This window comes from Herbiconiux sp. VKM Ac-1786 (assembly GCF_015350805.1).
GTDB lineage: Bacteria > Actinomycetota > Actinomycetes > Actinomycetales > Microbacteriaceae > Herbiconiux.
The window spans coordinates 1,857,173-1,872,585 of record NZ_JADKSG010000001.1 but is presented as its reverse complement, the minus strand read 5'-3'; the positions used below and the strand labels follow the sequence as shown (position 1 = coordinate 1,872,585).

Sequence of the window (15,413 nt, the reverse complement as noted above, 5' to 3'; positions counted from 1 at the left end):
GTTCACAGAAACGCTCCCGAGGCCGTCCTCCTCAACGCGACGACGGGCCCGACCACTGAGGAGCCCCCGCACCGTGACGACCACCCCCGTGTCCGCGCTGATCGACCCGCAGCACCCGCGGTTCACCTACGGCGCCGACTACAACCCCGAGCAGTGGGGCCCCGAGGTCTGGCGCGAGGACGTGCGGCTGATGCGCGAGGCCGGGGTGAACCTGGTCGCGGTCAACATCTTCGGCTGGGCGCAGCTCGAGCCGCTGCCCGGGCAGTACGACTTCAGCGGCCTCGACGCCGTGCTCGAGCTGCTGCACGAGCACGGCATCGCCGTGAACCTCGGCACGGGCACCGCCTCGCCGCCGCCGTGGCTCGCGGCCGAGCATCCGGAGACCCTGCCCGTGATGATCGACGGCACCGTGCGCTTCCCGGGCGGCCGCCAGGCCTTCTGCCCGAGCTCGCCGATCTTCCGCGAGCGCTCGCTCGCCCTGGTCGAGCGGGTCGCCGAGCGCTACGGCAGCCACCCCGCCGTGAAGCTCTGGCACGTCTCGAACGAGATCGGCTGCCACAACGCGCACTGCTTCTGCGAGGTCTCGGCCGCCTCCTTCCGGCGCTGGCTCGAGGCGCGCCACGGCACGCTGGAGGCCCTGAACGCCGCCTGGGGCACCGCCTTCTGGAGCCAGCACTACGCCTCGTGGGAGCACATCCAGACCCCGCGGCTCACCGTCTCGACCGGCAACCCCGGCCAGGCCGTCGACTTCAGCCGGTTCAGCTCCGACGAGCTGCTCGGGCAGTACCGGGCCGAGGCCGCGGTCATCCGCCGGCACAGCAGCGTGCCGGTCACCACGAACTTCATGGTCGCCGCGCACATCAGCAAGCAGGACTACTGGCAGTGGGCCGGCGACATGGACCTGATCGCCAACGACCACTATCTCGACCACCGCCTCGCCGACCCGCTGACCGAGCTCGCCTTCGCGGCCGACACCACCCGCGGCCTCGCCGGTGGCGAGCCGTGGCTGCTGATGGAGCAGGCCACGAGCGCCGTCAACTGGCAGCCCCGCAACATCGCCAAGGAGCCGGGCCAGCTGCTGCGCGACACGATGATGCACGTGGCCCGCGGGGCCGACGGCATCAGCTTCTTCCAGTGGCGCGCCTCGGTGCAGGGCAGCGAGCGCTTCCACTCCGCGATGCTGCCGCACGCCGGCACGGCGTCGAAGCTGTGGCGCGAGAGCGTCGAGCTCGGCGCCACGCTGTCCCGTCTCGCGCCCGTCGCCGGCTCGCGGGTCGTCGCCGACGTCGCCCTCGTCTTCGGCTGGGAGCCGTGGTGGATCACCGACCTCGACTCCCACCCGAGCACCGAGGTGCGTTACCTCGAGCAGGTGCACCGCGCCTACGCGGCCCTGCGCTCGCACGGCGTGACGGTCGACATCGTGCGCCCGGGCGCCGACCTCTCCGGCTACTCCCTCGTGGTGGTGCCCGCCCTGCACAGCGTGGCGGATGCGGTCGCCGACGAGTTCGCCCGGTACACCGCCTCGGGCGGCCACCTGGTCGTCACCTTCTTCAGCGGCATCACCGACGGCGACGACCGCGTGCGCACCGGCGGCTACCCCGGAGCCCTCCGCGACGTGCTCGGCATCAGCACCGAGGAGTTCTTCCCGCTGCACGCCGGCGAGAGCGTCGACCTCGACGACGGATCGTCGGCGACGATCTGGACCGAGCTGCTGCACCCCCGCGGCGCGGAGGTCATCGCCTCCTACCTCGACGGGCCGCTGCCCGGCGTCGCCGCCGTGACGCGACACCGCCACGGCGAGGGCACCGCCTGGTACCTCGCCACGAACCTCGACGCCGACTCGCTCGCGCGGCACCTCGGCCGGGCCCTCGGCGAGGCGGGCGCGGCGCGGCCGCTGCCCGACGCGCATCCGGAGCTCGAGGTGATCGAGCGTCGCGGTGAGAACGGTCGCTTCCTCTTCGTGTTCAACACCGGCACCGGCTCGCTCACCCTCGACCTGACGGGCCACGAGCTCATCAGCGGCAGCACCGACGACACCCACCTGATCGCGCCCGGCGGCGTGGCCGTGCTCCAGCTCGAGCGCGAGTACGCCGACTCCTCCTCCCCGTCCGCCCCCCACGAAAGGAGGGTCGCGCTGTGACCGCTCCCTCGATCGCGCCCTCCGCGCCGACCCGGGCCGGCGCCCGGCCGGCGAAGACGCCCCGCCGCCGCGTTCCCCACGCGCGCGCCGTGCTCGTCTTCCTGCTGCCCTTCGGCGTGCTGTTCGCGCTGTTCTACCTGCTGCCCATCGGCTACGCCGTCTACCAGTCGCTGCTCGTCGTCGAGCGCGACGGCACCTTCGGGCCTCCGGTCGAGGTGTTCGGCGGGCTGACCCAGTACATCGCCGTGTTCCAGAACGAGGCGTTCTGGTCGTCCGTCGGCCGGGTGCTCGCCTTCGGCGTCGTGCAGGTGCCGGTCATGCTGGGCGTCGCCCTGGTGCTGGCGCTGCTGCTGGACTCGCCGCTGGTGAAGGGCAAGAAGTTCTTCCGCCTGGCCTACTTCGTGCCGTACGCGGTGCCCGGGGTGATCGCCGCGATCATGTGGGGCTACCTCTACTCCCCCAACCTCTCGCCGTTCTCGGCGCTGACCAGCGAAGTCTCGTTCCTCTCGCCCGACTTCGTGCTCTGGTCGATCGCGAACGTCGTGACCTGGGTCTACGTGGGCTACAACATGCTCATCATCTACAGCTCGCTGCTGTCGATCCCGGCCGAGATCTACGAGGCCGCGAAGCTCGACGGGGCCAGCCAGCTGCAGATCGCGCTGCGGATCAAGATCCCGCTCGTGGTGCCCGCCATCACGCTCACCGCGATCTTCTCGATCATCGGAACGCTGCAGCTGCTCGCCGAGCCGCAGGTGTTCCGCAGCTTCACCTCCTCGGTGTCGAGCACCTTCACACCGAACATGGCCGTCTACGCCACCTCGGCCGTGCCGAACGTCAACCTCGCCGCCGCCATGTCGGTGGTGCTGGCCCTCGCCACCTTCGCGATGTCGTTCGCGTTCCTCAAGTTCACCCAGCGGAAGGCCGAGAAATGAGCGCGACCCTGAGCGCCCCCGCCCGCAAGCCCGACGCCTCGGGCGAGCCCGGCGCATCCCGTTCGAACCGAAAGCCCCGCGCCCCCCGCGAGAAGCTGATGTCGCGCTCGGCCGCGATGATCGTGATGGTCGTCTCGTGCTTCTACTTCTTACTTCCCGTGTGGTGGCTGTTCGTCTCCTCGACGAAGAGCCGCGAGCAGTTCGGTTCGACCAACGGGTTCCTGCTGGCCGACTTCAACCTGTTCCAGAACATCGGCAACCTGTTCGCCTACAACGACGGCATCTACCTGCGGTGGATGCTCAACAGCGTGCTCTACGCCGGAGCCGGCGCCCTGATCGGCACGGTCATCTCGGCCATGGCCGGCTACGCCCTGGCGAAGTACCGCTTCCCGGGCCGGGAGCTCGTGTTCAACGTGGTGCTCGGCGGCGTGCTCGTTCCGGCCACGGCGCTGGCGCTGCCGCTGTTCCTGATCTTCAGCCAGGTCGGAGCGACGAACACCTTCTGGTCGGTCTTCCTGCCGAGCCTCGTGAACCCGTTCGGCGTGTACCTCGCCCGCATCTACGCCTCGGCGAGCGTGCCCGACGAGCTGCTCGAGGCCTCGCGCCTGGACGGCTCCGGCGAGGTGCGCACCTTCTTCACCATCGCCCGCAAGCTGATGACCCCGGCGCTCGTGACGATCTTCCTGTTCCAGTTCGTGGCGATCTGGAACAACTTCTTCCTGCCGCTGATCATGCTGCGCGACGAGTCGCTGTTCCCGGTGACCCTCGGTCTCTACACCTGGAACTCGCAGGTCAACCAGATCCCCGAGATCCGCACCTACGTCATCATCGGCGCCTTCGTCTCGATCATCCCGCTGATCATCGCCTTCCTCAGCCTGCAGCGCTTCTGGCAGAGCGGCCTCGGCTCGGGAAGCGTCAAGTAGCTCCTCTCCCCGCATCACCTCCGCACCACACCACCCCACAGAAAGAGAAACCATGCTCCGCAAGAACAGCACGCGCATCGTCGCGCTCGGTGTGCTCAGCGCCCTGGCGCTCACCGGCTGCGCCTCGAACAGCGGTTCGGGCTCCAGCGGCTCCGCCGCCGCCGACTGCGCCCCCGCCGACGGGAAGGTGGAGCTGAGCTTCACCTCCTGGATCCCCGGCATCGACAAGGTCGTCGACCTCTGGAACGAGAAGAACCCCGACATCCAGGTCACCGTGCAGACCGGCCCGAACGGCAACGGCGGCACCTACAAGAACTTCTTCAACCAGCTCGAGGCCGGCAACGCCCCCGACCTCGGCCAGATCGAGTACGACGCGCTGCCGAACTTCCGCGTGCAGGACGGCCTCGAGAACATCGCGGCCTGCGACGGCGTGCTCGACTCGAAGGACCAGTTCATCGACTGGACCTGGAACCAGGTCACCTTCGGCGAGGACGACGCGGTCTACGCCGTGCCGCAGGACACCGGCCCCATGGCCATGTACTACCGCAAGGACCTGTTCGAGAAGGCCGGCATCCCCGTGCCGACCACCTGGGACGAGTACCAGGCGGCCGCCGAGAAGATCCGCGCGCAGGGCGGCTACATCACCAACTTCCCGCAGAACGACGTGAACTGGTTCGCCGGCCTCGTCTGGCAGGCGGGCGGCCAGTGGTTCAGCAACTCCGGCGATGCCTGGAACGTGACCCTCGACTCCCCCGAGTCGGCCAAGGTCGCCGACTACTGGCAGGGCCTGATCGGCGACGACCTCGTCTCCAAGGTCCCGGCCTGGACCGACGAGTGGAACAACGCCTACAACACCGGTTCCGACTGGACCTGGATCTCGGCCGTCTGGGGTGCGAACTCCATCTCGACCGGCGCCCCCGACACCTCGGGCAACTGGGCCGTCGCGCCGATGCCGCAGTGGAACGCCGGCGAGAAGGCCGCGGGCAACTGGGGCGGATCCTCGACCGCCGTGCTGAAGGGCAGCGAGCACCCCTACGAGGCGACGAAGTTCGCCCTGTGGCTGAACACCGACCCCGAGGCGCTGACCGCGCTGAACCAGGAGGCCAACCTCTACCCCGCCACGAAGGACGGGCTGACCCTGCCCGTGCTCGCCGACGGCGTGCCCTTCTACGGCGACCAGGCCATCTACGACGTCTTCGCCGAGGCCTCGGGCGAGGTGAACCCCGACTTCACCTGGGGGCCCACCATGACCCAGACCTACGCCGACGTGGCTGACGGCTTCGGCGGCGTGCTGGGCGGCTCCGGCACCCTCACCGAGGCGCTGAAGAACGGCCAGGAGAAGACCATCTCCGCTCTCGAGGCGCAGAGCATCCCCGTCGCGAAGTGACCTCAGCGATCCACCACCTCCGTGCCGCGGGCTCCAGCATCGTGCTGGACGCCCGCGGCACGGCGGTGCCCGCCGTCCTGCACTGGGGCGCCGACCTGGGCGCCCTCTCCCCCGCCGAGCTGGAGTCGTTCGCCGACTCGCTCGTGCCGGCCGTGGGGCCGAGCTCGATCGACGAGCCCTCCCGGCCCTCTCTTCTCCCCGCGGTGGTCGACGGATGCTCGTCCCGCCCCGGTCTCGCCGGCTTCGGCCTGCCCGGCGGAGCGCCCGCGGCGCTGCGCCTCGAGGCGGTCGAGGTACTGAGCCCCAGCGCGGTGCGCGTGGTGCTCGTGCCGCGCGGTGCCGCCGGGCATCCGGTGCGCGTCGAGATCGACCTCGAACTGACCCCGCACGGCGTGCTGCAGAGCCGCGCCGCCGTGCAGAACCTCGGCGACACCCCCTTCGCGCTCGACACCCTCGAGCTCGCGTTGCCGCTGCCCGGCCGCGCCCGCGAGCTGCTCGACTTCAGCGGACGCTGGCCGCGCGAGCGGCAGCCGCAGCGCCGCGCGATGGAGCACGGCACCTGGCTGCGCGAGAGCCGGCACGGCCGGCCCGGTCACGACGACGCCTTCCTGCTGGTGGCCGGCACGCCGGGCTTCGGCTTCCGCTCGGGCGAGGTCTGGGCGGTGCACCTCGCCTGGTCGGGCGACAAGCGCCTGTTCGCCGAGGCCTCGGCCACCGGCCGGCAGTCGCTCGGCGGCGGCGAGCTGCTCTCGCCCGGCGAGATCGTGCTGGCCCCGGGCGAGCGGTACCGCTCCCCGTCGCTGGTTGCGGCGCACTCCGACCAGGGCCTCGACGGCCTCACGGCTCGCCTGCACGCGCACGCCCGCGCCCAGTCGCCGACCGGCACCGAGCCGCGGAAGGTGATGCTCAACACCTGGGAGGCCGTCTACTTCGACCACGACCTCGAGCGCCTCGAGGCCCTCGCCGACGCGGCCGCCTCGGTCGGGGTCGAGCGCTTCGTGCTCGACGACGGGTGGATGCTCGGCCGAACCGACGACCGCCGCGCCCTCGGCGACTGGGTCGTCGACCCCGAGAAGTGGCCGGCCGGGCTGCATCCGCTGATCGACCACGTGACCACGCTCGGGATGGACTTCGGGCTGTGGGTGGAGCCCGAGATGGTGAGCCTCGACTCCGAGGTGGCGCGCGCGCATCCGGAGTGGGTGATCGGGCTGGAGCCCGGCGCTGCCGCCGGCGACCCCGCCTCGCCCGCGCCCGCGCCCGCGCCCGTCTCGTGGCGCTGGCAGCACGTGCTCGACCTCGCGAACCCGGCGGCCTTCGAGCACGTGCTCGGCCAGCTCGTCACGCTGCTGCGGGAGTACCCGATCGCCTACCTCAAGTGGGATCAGAACCGCGACCTGCTCGGCGGATCGGCCCACCGGCAGACCGCGGCGAGCTACCGGCTGATGGACGCGCTGCGCGAGCGCTTCCCGGGACTCGAGATCGAATCGTGCTCCTCCGGCGGCGGACGCGTCGACCTCGGCGTGATGGCGCGCACCGACCGCGTCTGGCCGAGCGACACCAACGACCCGCTGGAGCGGCAGGGCATCCACCGCTTCACCTCGCTCGTGGTGCCGCCCGAGTGCTTCGGCGCGCACCTCGGCGCCGCCACCGCGCACACCACCGGGCGCACGCACGAGCTGTCGTTCCGGCTGGCGACCGCGCTCTTCGGCCACGCCGGCATCGAGTGGGACCTCACCCGCGCGAGCGCCGAGGAGCGCGCGGCCGTCGCCCACTGGATCGAGGTCTACAAGGCCTCGCGCGAGCTGCTGCGCACCGGAACGACCGTGCGCGCCGACGGGCCCGACCCCGCGCTCTGGACGCACGGCGTCGTGGCGCCCGACCGCTCGCACGGGCTGTTCGCGGTCGTCACGGTGGCCGCGACCCGCGAGGCCGTCCCCGCCCCGGTGACGCTGCCCGGGCTCGACGATTCGCTGAGCTACCGGGTCGAGCCGGTGCTGCTCGGCGGCGGTCCGCGCCTGATCCAGGATGCTCCGCCGCCCTGGTGGCTCGACGGCGGCGTCACGGCCACCGGCCGCCAGCTCGCCCTCGTGGGCCTGCCCATGCCCCTGCTCGCCCCCGAGCAGTCCCTCGTGCTGCGCGTGACCGCGCACTGACCCGCGCACCCACACTCCCCACCCCCGCACCCGCACGTCCGCGCCGCCCGGGTCGCGCAAAGGGCCCTTCGCGCGCGGCGGAAGGGCCCTTTGCGCGACCCGGCCTAGACGACCTCGGAGTAGAGGTCGGCGGGGGCGTAGTGGGGGGCGCGGGAGACCGCGCCCCACGCGGCGCGGAGCGCGTGCACGCCGCGCTCGATGTCGCCCGGGCGGTGGATGATCGGCACGCGGAGGAAGCGCTCGAACGCTCCGTCGAGGCCGAAGCGGGGGCCCGCCGTGATGAGCAGCCCCTCCGTGCGCGCGGCGAGGGCGAGCTGCGAGCTGACGGGGGCGCCGAGGTTCACCCAGGCGGCGAGGCCGCCGTCGACGGGCGGCACCTGCCAGGTGGGGAAGTTCTGGGCGAGCATCCGGAGCAGGGTCTCGCGGCCCTCGCGCAGCTGCGCCGAGCGCCCGGCGAGCACCTGGTCGAAGTCGCGCAGCAGGTCCGCGACGATCAGCTGCTCGAGCACGGGGGTGCCGAGGTCCCCGGCGAAGCGCGCGCCCGCCAGCTTGCGGATGATCGCCGGCTCGGCCCGCACCCAGCCCACCCGGAGCCCGGCCCAGACCGTCTTGCCGACCGACCCGATCAGCACGGCCGAGGCGGCGGTGCCGGCGTCGCCGTAGGCCGCGAACGGCAGGAACGACTCGGCGCGGTCGATGTCGAGCTCGGCGGTGGTCTCGTCGACCAGCACGAGGGTGCCCTGCCGGGAGGCGTCGGCCAGCACCGTCGTGCGCAGCTCGGCGGGCATCGACTCGCCCGTCGGGTTGTGGAAGTCGGGCATCAGGTAGGCCAGCGTCGGGCTGGTGCGGGCGAAGGCCTGCTCGAGGCCGGCGGCGTCCCAGCCGTGCAGGCCCTCGGGGGCGGCGCCGCTGCCGCGGGCCGAGACCGTCACGGGCACGAAGCGCGCGCCGGCGGCCCGCAGCGCCTCGTAGGCGTGCGGATAGCTCGGCAGCTCGACGACGGCGCGATCGCCGCGGGAGAGCAGGGTGCGGGCGAGCAGCGAGATCGCGTGCTGGGCGCCGATCGTGATCATCACCTGCTCGACGCTCGTGGGCAGACCGCGCGCCGTGTAGCGGTCGGCGACCGCCTGACGGAGGGTCATCGAGCCGAACGGGTCGATGCCGGTGCCGCCGAGCTCGCGGGCGAACTCGTCCATCACCCGCAGGGTGGCGCCGTGCAGGGCCGGATGCGCGGGGGCGGTGGCCTTGGAGAAGTCGATGAAGTCACCCGACTCGTCGGTGCCCGCCACGGGCGCGCGGCCCGGCAGCCGGGTGACGCTGCCCGAGCCCCGCACGCTCGAGGTGTAGCCGGCGTCGCGCAGCTCGCGATAGGCGCCCGAGACCATCGTGCGGCTGACGCCGAGCGCCTGGGCGAGATCGCGCTCGGCGGGGAGCCGGGTGCCGGTGGCGATCCGGCCGTCGAGCACGAGCAGGCGGATGCGGTCGAATAGCGCCAGATAGGACGGACCGGCCGAGGTGCCACGCCAGTCGCCGAGCAGGGAGATGAGGCCACGGGTACCGATGCGCGGGTCAGTCATGGCGCCACTTTAGCGCGATTGGCATGGCGGGTCGAGGCCAATCATGCGATTGGATCTCTTCATGACCTTTCGCCTGCTCCGTCTCCTCGTCGGCCTCGCCCTCTACGGCTTCGCCGAGGCCCTGATGATCCGGGGCGCGATCGGCATCGACCCGTGGACGGTGTTCTCGCAGGGCATCTCGCGCAGCACCGGGCTGTCGATCGGCCTGCTGACGAACCTGATCGGGCTCGCGGTGCTGCTGCTGTGGATCCCGCTGCGGCAGCGCCCCGGCCTCGGCACCGTGCTGAACGTGCTGCTGCTCGGCCCGTTCATGGAGCTCGGGCTGTGGCTCCTGCCCGTGCCCGGCTCGCTGACGCTGCAGGTGCTGTCGTTCACGGCCGGGCTGCTGCTACTCGCGGTGGCGAGCGGGCTCTACATCGGGGCGCGGTTCGGGCCGGGCCCGCGCGACGGGCTGATGACGGGGCTGCACGCCCGGCTCGGCTGGCCGATCTGGCTCGGCCGCACGCTGGTCGAGGCCACCGTGCTCGGCGCCGGCTGGCTGCTCGGCGGCGACGTGGGGCTCGGCACGCTCGCGTTCGCGCTGCTGATCGGACCGCTCTGCGGGGTGACGCTGCCGCTGCTCGCGGGGCGGAAGGCGCCGGCGCGGAATGCGCCGGTGGCGGCCGGCGCCGCGCTGGAGGTGGCGGACGCCGCCGGGCCCGCTGCGGCCGGGCCGGTCAGCCCTTCGACGCCTTCGCCGCTTTTGCCTCCGCCTTCGCGGCCCGCTTCGTCTCGCGCACCCGCGTGAGCGAGTCGGCGTCGACGATGTCGGCGACCGAGCGGTGCGAGCCCTCCTCCCCATAGGGCCCGGCGGCCTCGCGCCAGCCCTCGGGCGTGACGCCGTACTGCTTGCCCAGCAGCGCCACGAAGATTCGCGCCTTCTGCGCCCCGTAGCCGGGCAGCGCCTCGAGCCGCTTCAGCAGCGCCTTCCCGTCGGACACATCGGCCCAGAGTGCGGCGGCGTCGCCGTTCCAGTCGTCGACGAGCGCCGCGGCGAGCGCCTGCACCCGCCCGGCCATCGATCCCGGGTACCGGTGCACGGCGGGGGTCTGGCGGAACACCTCGACGAGGGCATCCGGATCGTAGGACGCGAGGTTCTTCGCCGTGAACGGCCCGTCGATGCGGTCACGGATCTTCTTCGGCCCCTCGAAGGCCGCCTCCATCGCGATCTGCTGGTCGAGCAGCATGCCCACGAGCAGGGCGAGCGGGTCGGTCGAGAGCAGCTCGTCGGCGGCGGCGTCTCCGGTGATGTGCAGTGCGGGGCTCATGCCTCCATCATGACGGCCGTACGCGCGAGCCGCGAGCCGTCGCCGCCCGAACGCCCTAGGGTCGGAGCATGATCACCACCGCGGTCGCCGTGCCCGCCGGCCTGACGATCCGCCGCACGGACGAGGCCGACTGGCGCGAGGTGCGCCGGCTCCGCCTCGAGATGCTCGCCGACACCCCGCTGGCCTACCTCGAGACCCTCGCGCACGCGCACCGCCGCAGCGAGGCCGAGTGGCGCGCGAAGGCCCGTGAGGGCTCGTCGACCCGCGCGATCACCGTGGTCGCCGAGACGGCCGAGGGGCGTTTCGTGGCCACGATGCTCTCGTCGGTGCCGCCCGGAGCATCCGGTGCGTACCTGTTCGGCGTGTACGTCGCGCCCTCGCACCGCGGCGCGGCCGGGGTGACGGATGCGCTGCTCACGCGCATCGAGGAGTGGGCCCTCGGGCGCGGCGACACCCTCACCCTCGAGGTGCACGAGGACAACGCCCGCGCCATCGCCGCCTACCGCAAGCGCGGCTTCGTGGAGACCGGGGTGACGCTGCCGTACCCGCTCGACCCGAGCCGTCGCGAGCTCGAGATGCGCAAGGACCTCCGCGCGTGAGCGGCGCACGCCCGTTCGGCGAGGTGCTCGTCGGGCCGATCGAGCCGCCCGGCCTGCACGTGATGAGCTACAACGTGCGCCGGCCCATCCGGCACGTGATGCAGCGGAGCCCCGACCGCTGGGAGACGCGCCGGCCCCATCTGGCCGCGCTGCTCGAGGCCGAGCGGCCGAGCATCCTGGGCACGCAGGAGGCGATGCCCCAGACGGCCGGCTTCGTGCGCCACAGCCTCGGCCGGCACTACCGCTCGGTCGGGCACGGGCGGTCGGCGAACGGGGGCGGCGAGGGCTGCCCGCTGTTCTACGACCCCGAGCGGCTCGAACTGCTGGACTGGTCGCAGCAGGCCCTCTCGCCCACCCCCGACGTGCCGGGCTCCACGGGCTGGGGCAATCGTGTGCCGCGCATCCTGGTGGCGGCCATCTTCCACGACCGCGCGACGTCGGCGCACTTCCTCGCCGTGAACACGCACTTCGACCACCTGTCCCGGCGCTCGCGCGTGCTCGCCGCGGGCGCCGTGCGCGCCCTGGTGGCCGAACGCGGCCTGCCCGCGGTGGTCACGGGCGACCTCAACAGCGGCGCCGGGACGACACCGCTGCAGGAGCTGCTGCGCGACGGCGGACTGCTCGACGCCTACGCCGTGGCGGAGTCCCGGCTGACGCCCGAGTGGGGCAGCTTCCCGAACTACGGCACCCCGCGCCTGGACCGCAAGCGCATCGACTGGATCGCCACCACCCCCGACATCGAGGTGCTCGAGGGCGGCATCAACCCGCACCGCTACGCCGGCGGCTTCGGCTCCGACCACCTGCCCGTGCAGGCCGTGCTCCGGATGCCCGTGCCGGCCGCCGCCCCGTGATCCGGAACTTCCTCCGGCCCCCGCACGGCGCCGCCGAGTGGGCCGCCGACGCCGTGCGGGTGCTCGCCCTGCTCAGCGTCGTCGCCGCCTTCCTCTGGTGGGAGCCGACCGACGCGGGGGTGCTGGCGCTGGTGCTCCCGGGGGTGGTGCTGCCCCGCTTCGTGGGCGTGCATCCGCTCTTCGACATCGTCTACGGCCTGGTGCTGCTCGTGGCCGCGTGGAGCAACGTGTTCGACCTCTACACGCGCATCTGGTGGTGGGACATCGCCGTGCACCTCGTGGCGACCGGGGTCGTGGCCGTGATGGCGTACCTCTTCTTCGCACGACTCCGGATGCTCGTCGAGCCGTCTTCGCGCAGCTTCACCCTCGGCACCGCCCTGGTGCTCTGCACCTCCCTCGGGCTCGCGGCGAGCGCCGTGTGGGAGATGGTGGAGTGGCTCGGCAAGACCTACATCAGCTCGTCGATCTTCGTGGCCTACGACGACACGATCGGGGACATGGCGGTGGGCGGGCTCGGGGCGCTGGTCGCCGGGGGGCTGCTGTGGTGGCTGCCGCGGATGGTTGAAACTAAACATTCATGAATGTATAGTTAGGAGCCTCACCCGGAGGTCTCCATGTCTGTCATCACGCCCGCGCGCACCTCGTCGTCGCGGCGCTGGATCCTGCTCGCCGTCGTCTCGGCCGGGCTGCTGCTCATCACCATCGACAACTCCGTGCTCTACACGGCCTTGCCCACGCTCACCCGCGAGCTCGGCGCGACCGGCACCGAGAGCCTGTGGATCGTCAACGCCTACCCGCTCGTGATGGCCGGGCTGCTGCTCGGCGCCGGCACGCTCGGCGATCGCGTCGGGCACCGGCGGCTGTTCCTGATCGGGCTCGTCGTGTTCGGGGCCGCCTCGCTGCTGGCCGCGTTCTCGCCCACTCCCGCGGTGCTGATCGCGGCGCGCGCGCTACTCGCCGTCGGCGCGGCCGCGATGATGCCGGCGACGCTCGCGCTCATCCGGCTCGGCTTCGCCGACGTGCGGGAGCGCAACATCGCGATCGGCATCTGGGGCAGCGTCTCGGTGGTCGGCGCCGCCGCCGGGCCGATCCTCGGCGGGCTGCTGCTGGAGTGGTTCTGGTGGGGCTCGGTCTTCCTGATCAACGTGCCGATCGTGCTCGCGGCCCTCGTGGCGACCCCGTTCGTGGCGCCGCACACCCCGGGCGACCGCAGCCGGCCGTGGGACCTGGTGTCGTCGCTGCTCGCCATGGTCGGGCTCGCGGGAGTCGTCGTGGCGCTGAAAGAGGTCACCAAGGCGGGGCCGTCGTGGGTCGTCGTCGCGCTCGCCCTGGTCGTCGGCATCGCCGGGCTCTGGCTGTTCGTGCGGCGGCAGCGGCGCCTGCCGTACCCGCTGCTCGACCTGGCGCTGTTCCGGCGGCCCGCGCTGGCCGCCGGCGTGCTCGCGGCGGGTGTGGCGCTGTTCACCATCGCGGGAGCGGAGCTCGTGACGGCGCAGCGCTTCCAGGGCGTCGAGGGCTTCAGCCCGCTGAACGCGGGGCTCGTCGTGGCCTCGCTCGCCCTCGGCTCGCTGCCCAGCGCGCTCACGGCCGGGGCGCTGCTGCACCGGGTGGGTCCGCGGCCGCTGATCGCGGGCGGGCTCGGGCTCGCCGCCGTCGGCGCCGCGATCACGCCGCCGCTGCTGGCGTTCGGCTGGGGCGGGGTCGTCGCGGGACTCGTGGTCGCGGGCGTCGGGCTCGGCTTCGTGATGGCGTCGGCCTCGGCCGCGATCATCGGCAGCGCGCCCGCCCACCGCGCCGGCATGGCGTCGTCGGTCGAGGAGGTGTCGTACGAGCTCGGCGGGCTCGTGGCGATCGCGGTGCTCGGCGGACTGATCACCTCGACCTATGCGCCGTCGGCGGTCGGGGCGGTCTCGGCGACGGGGGCCGATCCGGCGTTCACCACGGTGATGCTCGTGATCGCGGGGGTGCTCGCGGTCAGCGCGCTCGCCACGGGGCGGTTGCTGCGCGACACCCCGGCCTCGGCGCTCTCGGGGCACTGAGCAGCGGCGGCCGGGCGGTCGGCATCGGGCCGCACCGGGCGGCGACCGTGGCGCGGTGGCCGCGCATCCTGAACCCGACGTCTACCCTGGAGGGACCATGCGCCCGAACAACCGCACCGCGATCCTCGACGCGGCCGTGCGGGTCGTCACGCGCGACGGCCTGCGCGGCCTGACGCTGGAGGCCACCGCCGAGGAGGCCGGCCTCACCCGCGGCGGCATGATGTACCACTTCCGCGACCGCGGCGCCCTCGTGCACGCGCTCAACGAGCACCTCGCCCGCGAGTGGGACGCCCGCCTCGAGGCCGCCGCGGGGAAGGCCGCCGGCGCGTGCACCCCCGACGAGCGCATCGCGGCCTACACGCTCGTGACCTCGTCGGAGGAGACGAACCCCGCGGAGCTCGCGCTCATCCTGGAGGCGTCGAAGAACCCCACCGACAGCGCCCTCTGGGACGAGGTGCAGCGCCGCTGGACGCCCACCCCCGCCGAGGCGGAGGCCGACCCCGCGGCCCTCGACCGCTTCGTGCTGCGGCTCGCGGCCGACGGACTCTGGGCCTACGACGCCATCAGCGGCGACGAGCTGCCGCCGGCCCTGCGCCGCCGGCTCGCCGAGCGCATCGCGACGCTGCTGGCGGAGTAGGGCGCCTCACCGCTCGCGCGACCACCCGGAGGCGGCGGCGCGGGCCGGGCCGCGCCGGGCCGCGGCGCCTACCCGAGGGTCGCCGCGTGGGCCGCCAGGGCGTCCCGCACGAAGGCGGCACCGGTCGCGCCGCCGTAGTTCGCCGCGAAGCGCTCGTCGGCCACGTACATCTCGCCGAGCCCCCGCAGGTAGTCGGGGTCGGGGTCCCCTCCGGCCCCGGGCGTGCCCGGGATGCCCGCCAGCCACGCGACGTGCCGCCGCGCCAGCTCCTGCGCCTCCGGCCCCGCCGGGTCGAGGCCCGCCCCCGCCGCGACGCGCCAGTCGGCGTTCAGCGAGGCGAGCCGCTCCTGCCAGGCCGTGCGCGCCTCCGGGCTGATCGAGGCCCACCAGTCGCCGCTGCGCTCGGCCGCCTCTCGGCCCCAGCGCTCCGCCACCTCCTCCTCGTAGCGCGTGTGATCGAAGCCGTCGAACATCGTCTCGGCCATGAGCGTTCCTCCTTCTTCCAGCGTGCGGATGGTGTGCTGCACCGACGCGATCTGCCGGTCGAGCCGGTCGCGTTCGCGGCGCAGGTGGTCGAGATGGCGGCGCAGGTCGGCGGGAGCATCCGTCGCCCCGTCGAGCAGCCGGGCCACGTCGCCGAGCCCGACGCCGAGCCCGCGCAGCAGCAGCACGCGCTGCAGCCGCACCAGGGCCGCCTCGTCGTAGTGGCGGTAGCCGTTCGCGCCGATGCGGCTCGGCGGCAGCAGGCCGATGCGGTCGTAGTGCCGCAGAGCCCGGCTCGTGATGCCGGTCAGGCGGGCGACCTCGGTGATCGATCTGTCCATGGGATGCTCCCTCCACGTCTCGGTTGAACCGACTGTACGAGTTG

At 72.8% G+C, this 15,413-nt stretch carries 14 protein-coding genes; 11 read left to right on the top strand and 3 right to left on the bottom strand.

Translation table 11 applies throughout. From position 1 onward, the window contains the following. The first annotated feature begins 73 nt into the window (after window positions 1-73). The 5 genes from ITJ64_RS09200 to ITJ64_RS09180 are packed head-to-tail and all read left to right on the top strand — an operon-like array spanning window position 74 to window position 7,535. Window positions 74-2,140 (top strand): beta-galactosidase, encoded by a 2,067-nt coding sequence (locus tag ITJ64_RS09200; protein WP_194680338.1) that lies wholly within the window; start codon window positions 74-76, stop codon window positions 2,138-2,140. Beyond that, window positions 2,137-3,072, top strand: coding sequence for a carbohydrate ABC transporter permease (locus ITJ64_RS09195; protein WP_370545111.1), 936 nt, complete (start codon window positions 2,137-2,139; stop codon window positions 3,070-3,072). Before ITJ64_RS09200 ends, ITJ64_RS09195 begins: the two co-directional genes overlap by 4 nt. Then, window positions 3,069-3,995, top strand: a complete 927-nt coding sequence (locus ITJ64_RS09190; RefSeq protein WP_194680337.1) for a carbohydrate ABC transporter permease — start codon at window positions 3,069-3,071, stop codon at window positions 3,993-3,995. Before ITJ64_RS09195 ends, ITJ64_RS09190 begins: the two co-directional genes overlap by 4 nt. Window positions 3,996-4,047: 52 nt before the next feature. Beyond that, the gene (locus tag ITJ64_RS09185; protein WP_194680336.1) at window positions 4,048-5,382 is read left to right on the top strand and encodes an ABC transporter substrate-binding protein; all 1,335 of its coding nucleotides are present in this window, start codon (window positions 4,048-4,050) and stop codon (window positions 5,380-5,382) included. Next, entirely contained in the window at window positions 5,379-7,535 is a 2,157-nt protein-coding gene (locus ITJ64_RS09180) for an alpha-galactosidase (protein ID WP_370545110.1), read from the top strand. Before ITJ64_RS09185 ends, ITJ64_RS09180 begins: the two co-directional genes overlap by 4 nt. A gap of 104 nt (window positions 7,536-7,639) precedes the next feature. Here ITJ64_RS09180 and ITJ64_RS09175 read toward each other — a convergent pair whose 3' ends face one another. Beyond that, window positions 7,640-9,112, bottom strand: coding sequence for a PLP-dependent aminotransferase family protein (locus tag ITJ64_RS09175; protein ID WP_194680335.1), 1,473 nt, complete (start codon window positions 9,110-9,112; stop codon window positions 7,640-7,642). 61 nt (window positions 9,113-9,173) lie between these two features. On the opposite strand from ITJ64_RS09175, the gene ITJ64_RS09170 reads away from it, so the two are divergent. Further along, a complete protein-coding gene (locus ITJ64_RS09170; RefSeq protein WP_228507769.1) occupies window positions 9,174-9,899 on the top strand; it encodes a YitT family protein in 726 nt (241 codons plus the stop codon). Here the strand turns inward: ITJ64_RS09170 and ITJ64_RS09165 are convergent. Beyond that, window positions 9,829-10,419 carry an HhH-GPD-type base excision DNA repair protein gene (locus ITJ64_RS09165; protein ID WP_194680334.1) on the bottom strand — a complete coding sequence of 197 codons (591 nt, stop codon included), beginning with the start codon at window positions 10,417-10,419 and terminating at the stop codon, window positions 9,829-9,831. The two genes, ITJ64_RS09170 and ITJ64_RS09165, sit on opposite strands and share 71 nt — an antisense overlap. A 68-nt stretch (window positions 10,420-10,487) precedes the next feature. Here ITJ64_RS09165 and ITJ64_RS09160 point away from each other — a divergent pair, with 68 nt between their 5' ends. The 5 genes from ITJ64_RS09160 (at window position 10,488) to ITJ64_RS09140 (ending at window position 14,545) form a co-directional block, all read left to right on the top strand. Next, entirely contained in the window at window positions 10,488-11,018 is a 531-nt protein-coding gene (locus ITJ64_RS09160; protein WP_194680333.1) for a GNAT family N-acetyltransferase, read from the top strand. Next, window positions 11,015-11,869 carry an endonuclease/exonuclease/phosphatase family protein gene (locus ITJ64_RS09155; protein ID WP_370545109.1) on the top strand — a complete coding sequence of 285 codons (855 nt, stop codon included), beginning with the start codon at window positions 11,015-11,017 and terminating at the stop codon, window positions 11,867-11,869. The genes ITJ64_RS09160 and ITJ64_RS09155 overlap by 4 nt, the downstream gene beginning before the upstream one ends. Beyond that, a complete protein-coding gene (locus ITJ64_RS09150; protein WP_194680332.1) occupies window positions 11,866-12,450 on the top strand; it encodes a hypothetical protein in 585 nt (194 codons plus the stop codon). Before ITJ64_RS09155 ends, ITJ64_RS09150 begins: the two co-directional genes overlap by 4 nt. Before the next feature lie 33 nt (window positions 12,451-12,483). Then, on the top strand, window positions 12,484-13,908 hold the full coding sequence (locus tag ITJ64_RS09145) for an MFS transporter (RefSeq protein ID WP_194680331.1): 1,425 nt from the start codon (window positions 12,484-12,486) through the stop codon (window positions 13,906-13,908). Window positions 13,909-14,005: 97 nt separating this feature from the next. Then, complete coding sequence (locus ITJ64_RS09140) at window positions 14,006-14,545, top strand: TetR/AcrR family transcriptional regulator (protein ID WP_194680330.1); 540 nt, start codon at window positions 14,006-14,008, stop codon at window positions 14,543-14,545. Window positions 14,546-14,613: 68 nt separating this feature from the next. Here the strand turns inward: ITJ64_RS09140 and ITJ64_RS09135 are convergent, their stop codons facing one another. Continuing rightward, on the bottom strand, window positions 14,614-15,369 hold the full coding sequence (locus ITJ64_RS09135; protein WP_194680329.1) for a TipAS antibiotic-recognition domain-containing protein: 756 nt from the start codon (window positions 15,367-15,369) through the stop codon (window positions 14,614-14,616). Between the last annotated feature and the right edge of the window lie 44 nt (window positions 15,370-15,413).

What these genes read in the sequence shown, in the direction of transcription:
- ITJ64_RS09190 (WP_194680337.1), top strand. Translation starts at nt 3,069, where the DNA reads ATGAGCGCGACCCTGAGCGCCCCCGCCCGCAAGCCCGACGCCTCGGGC.
- ITJ64_RS09185 (WP_194680336.1), top strand. Translation starts at nt 4,048, where the DNA reads ATGCTCCGCAAGAACAGCACGCGCATCGTCGCGCTCGGTGTGCTCAGC.
- ITJ64_RS09175 (WP_194680335.1), bottom strand. Translation starts at nt 9,112, where the DNA reads ATGACTGACCCGCGCATCGGTACCCGTGGCCTCATCTCCCTGCTCGGC.
- ITJ64_RS09170 (WP_228507769.1), top strand. Translation starts at nt 9,174, where the DNA reads ATGACCTTTCGCCTGCTCCGTCTCCTCGTCGGCCTCGCCCTCTACGGC.
- ITJ64_RS09165 (WP_194680334.1), bottom strand. Translation starts at nt 10,419, where the DNA reads ATGAGCCCCGCACTGCACATCACCGGAGACGCCGCCGCCGACGAGCTG.
- ITJ64_RS09160 (WP_194680333.1), top strand. Translation starts at nt 10,488, where the DNA reads ATGATCACCACCGCGGTCGCCGTGCCCGCCGGCCTGACGATCCGCCGC.
- ITJ64_RS09145 (WP_194680331.1), top strand. Translation starts at nt 12,484, where the DNA reads ATGTCTGTCATCACGCCCGCGCGCACCTCGTCGTCGCGGCGCTGGATC.
- ITJ64_RS09140 (WP_194680330.1), top strand. Translation starts at nt 14,006, where the DNA reads ATGCGCCCGAACAACCGCACCGCGATCCTCGACGCGGCCGTGCGGGTC.
- ITJ64_RS09135 (WP_194680329.1), bottom strand. Translation starts at nt 15,369, where the DNA reads ATGGACAGATCGATCACCGAGGTCGCCCGCCTGACCGGCATCACGAGC.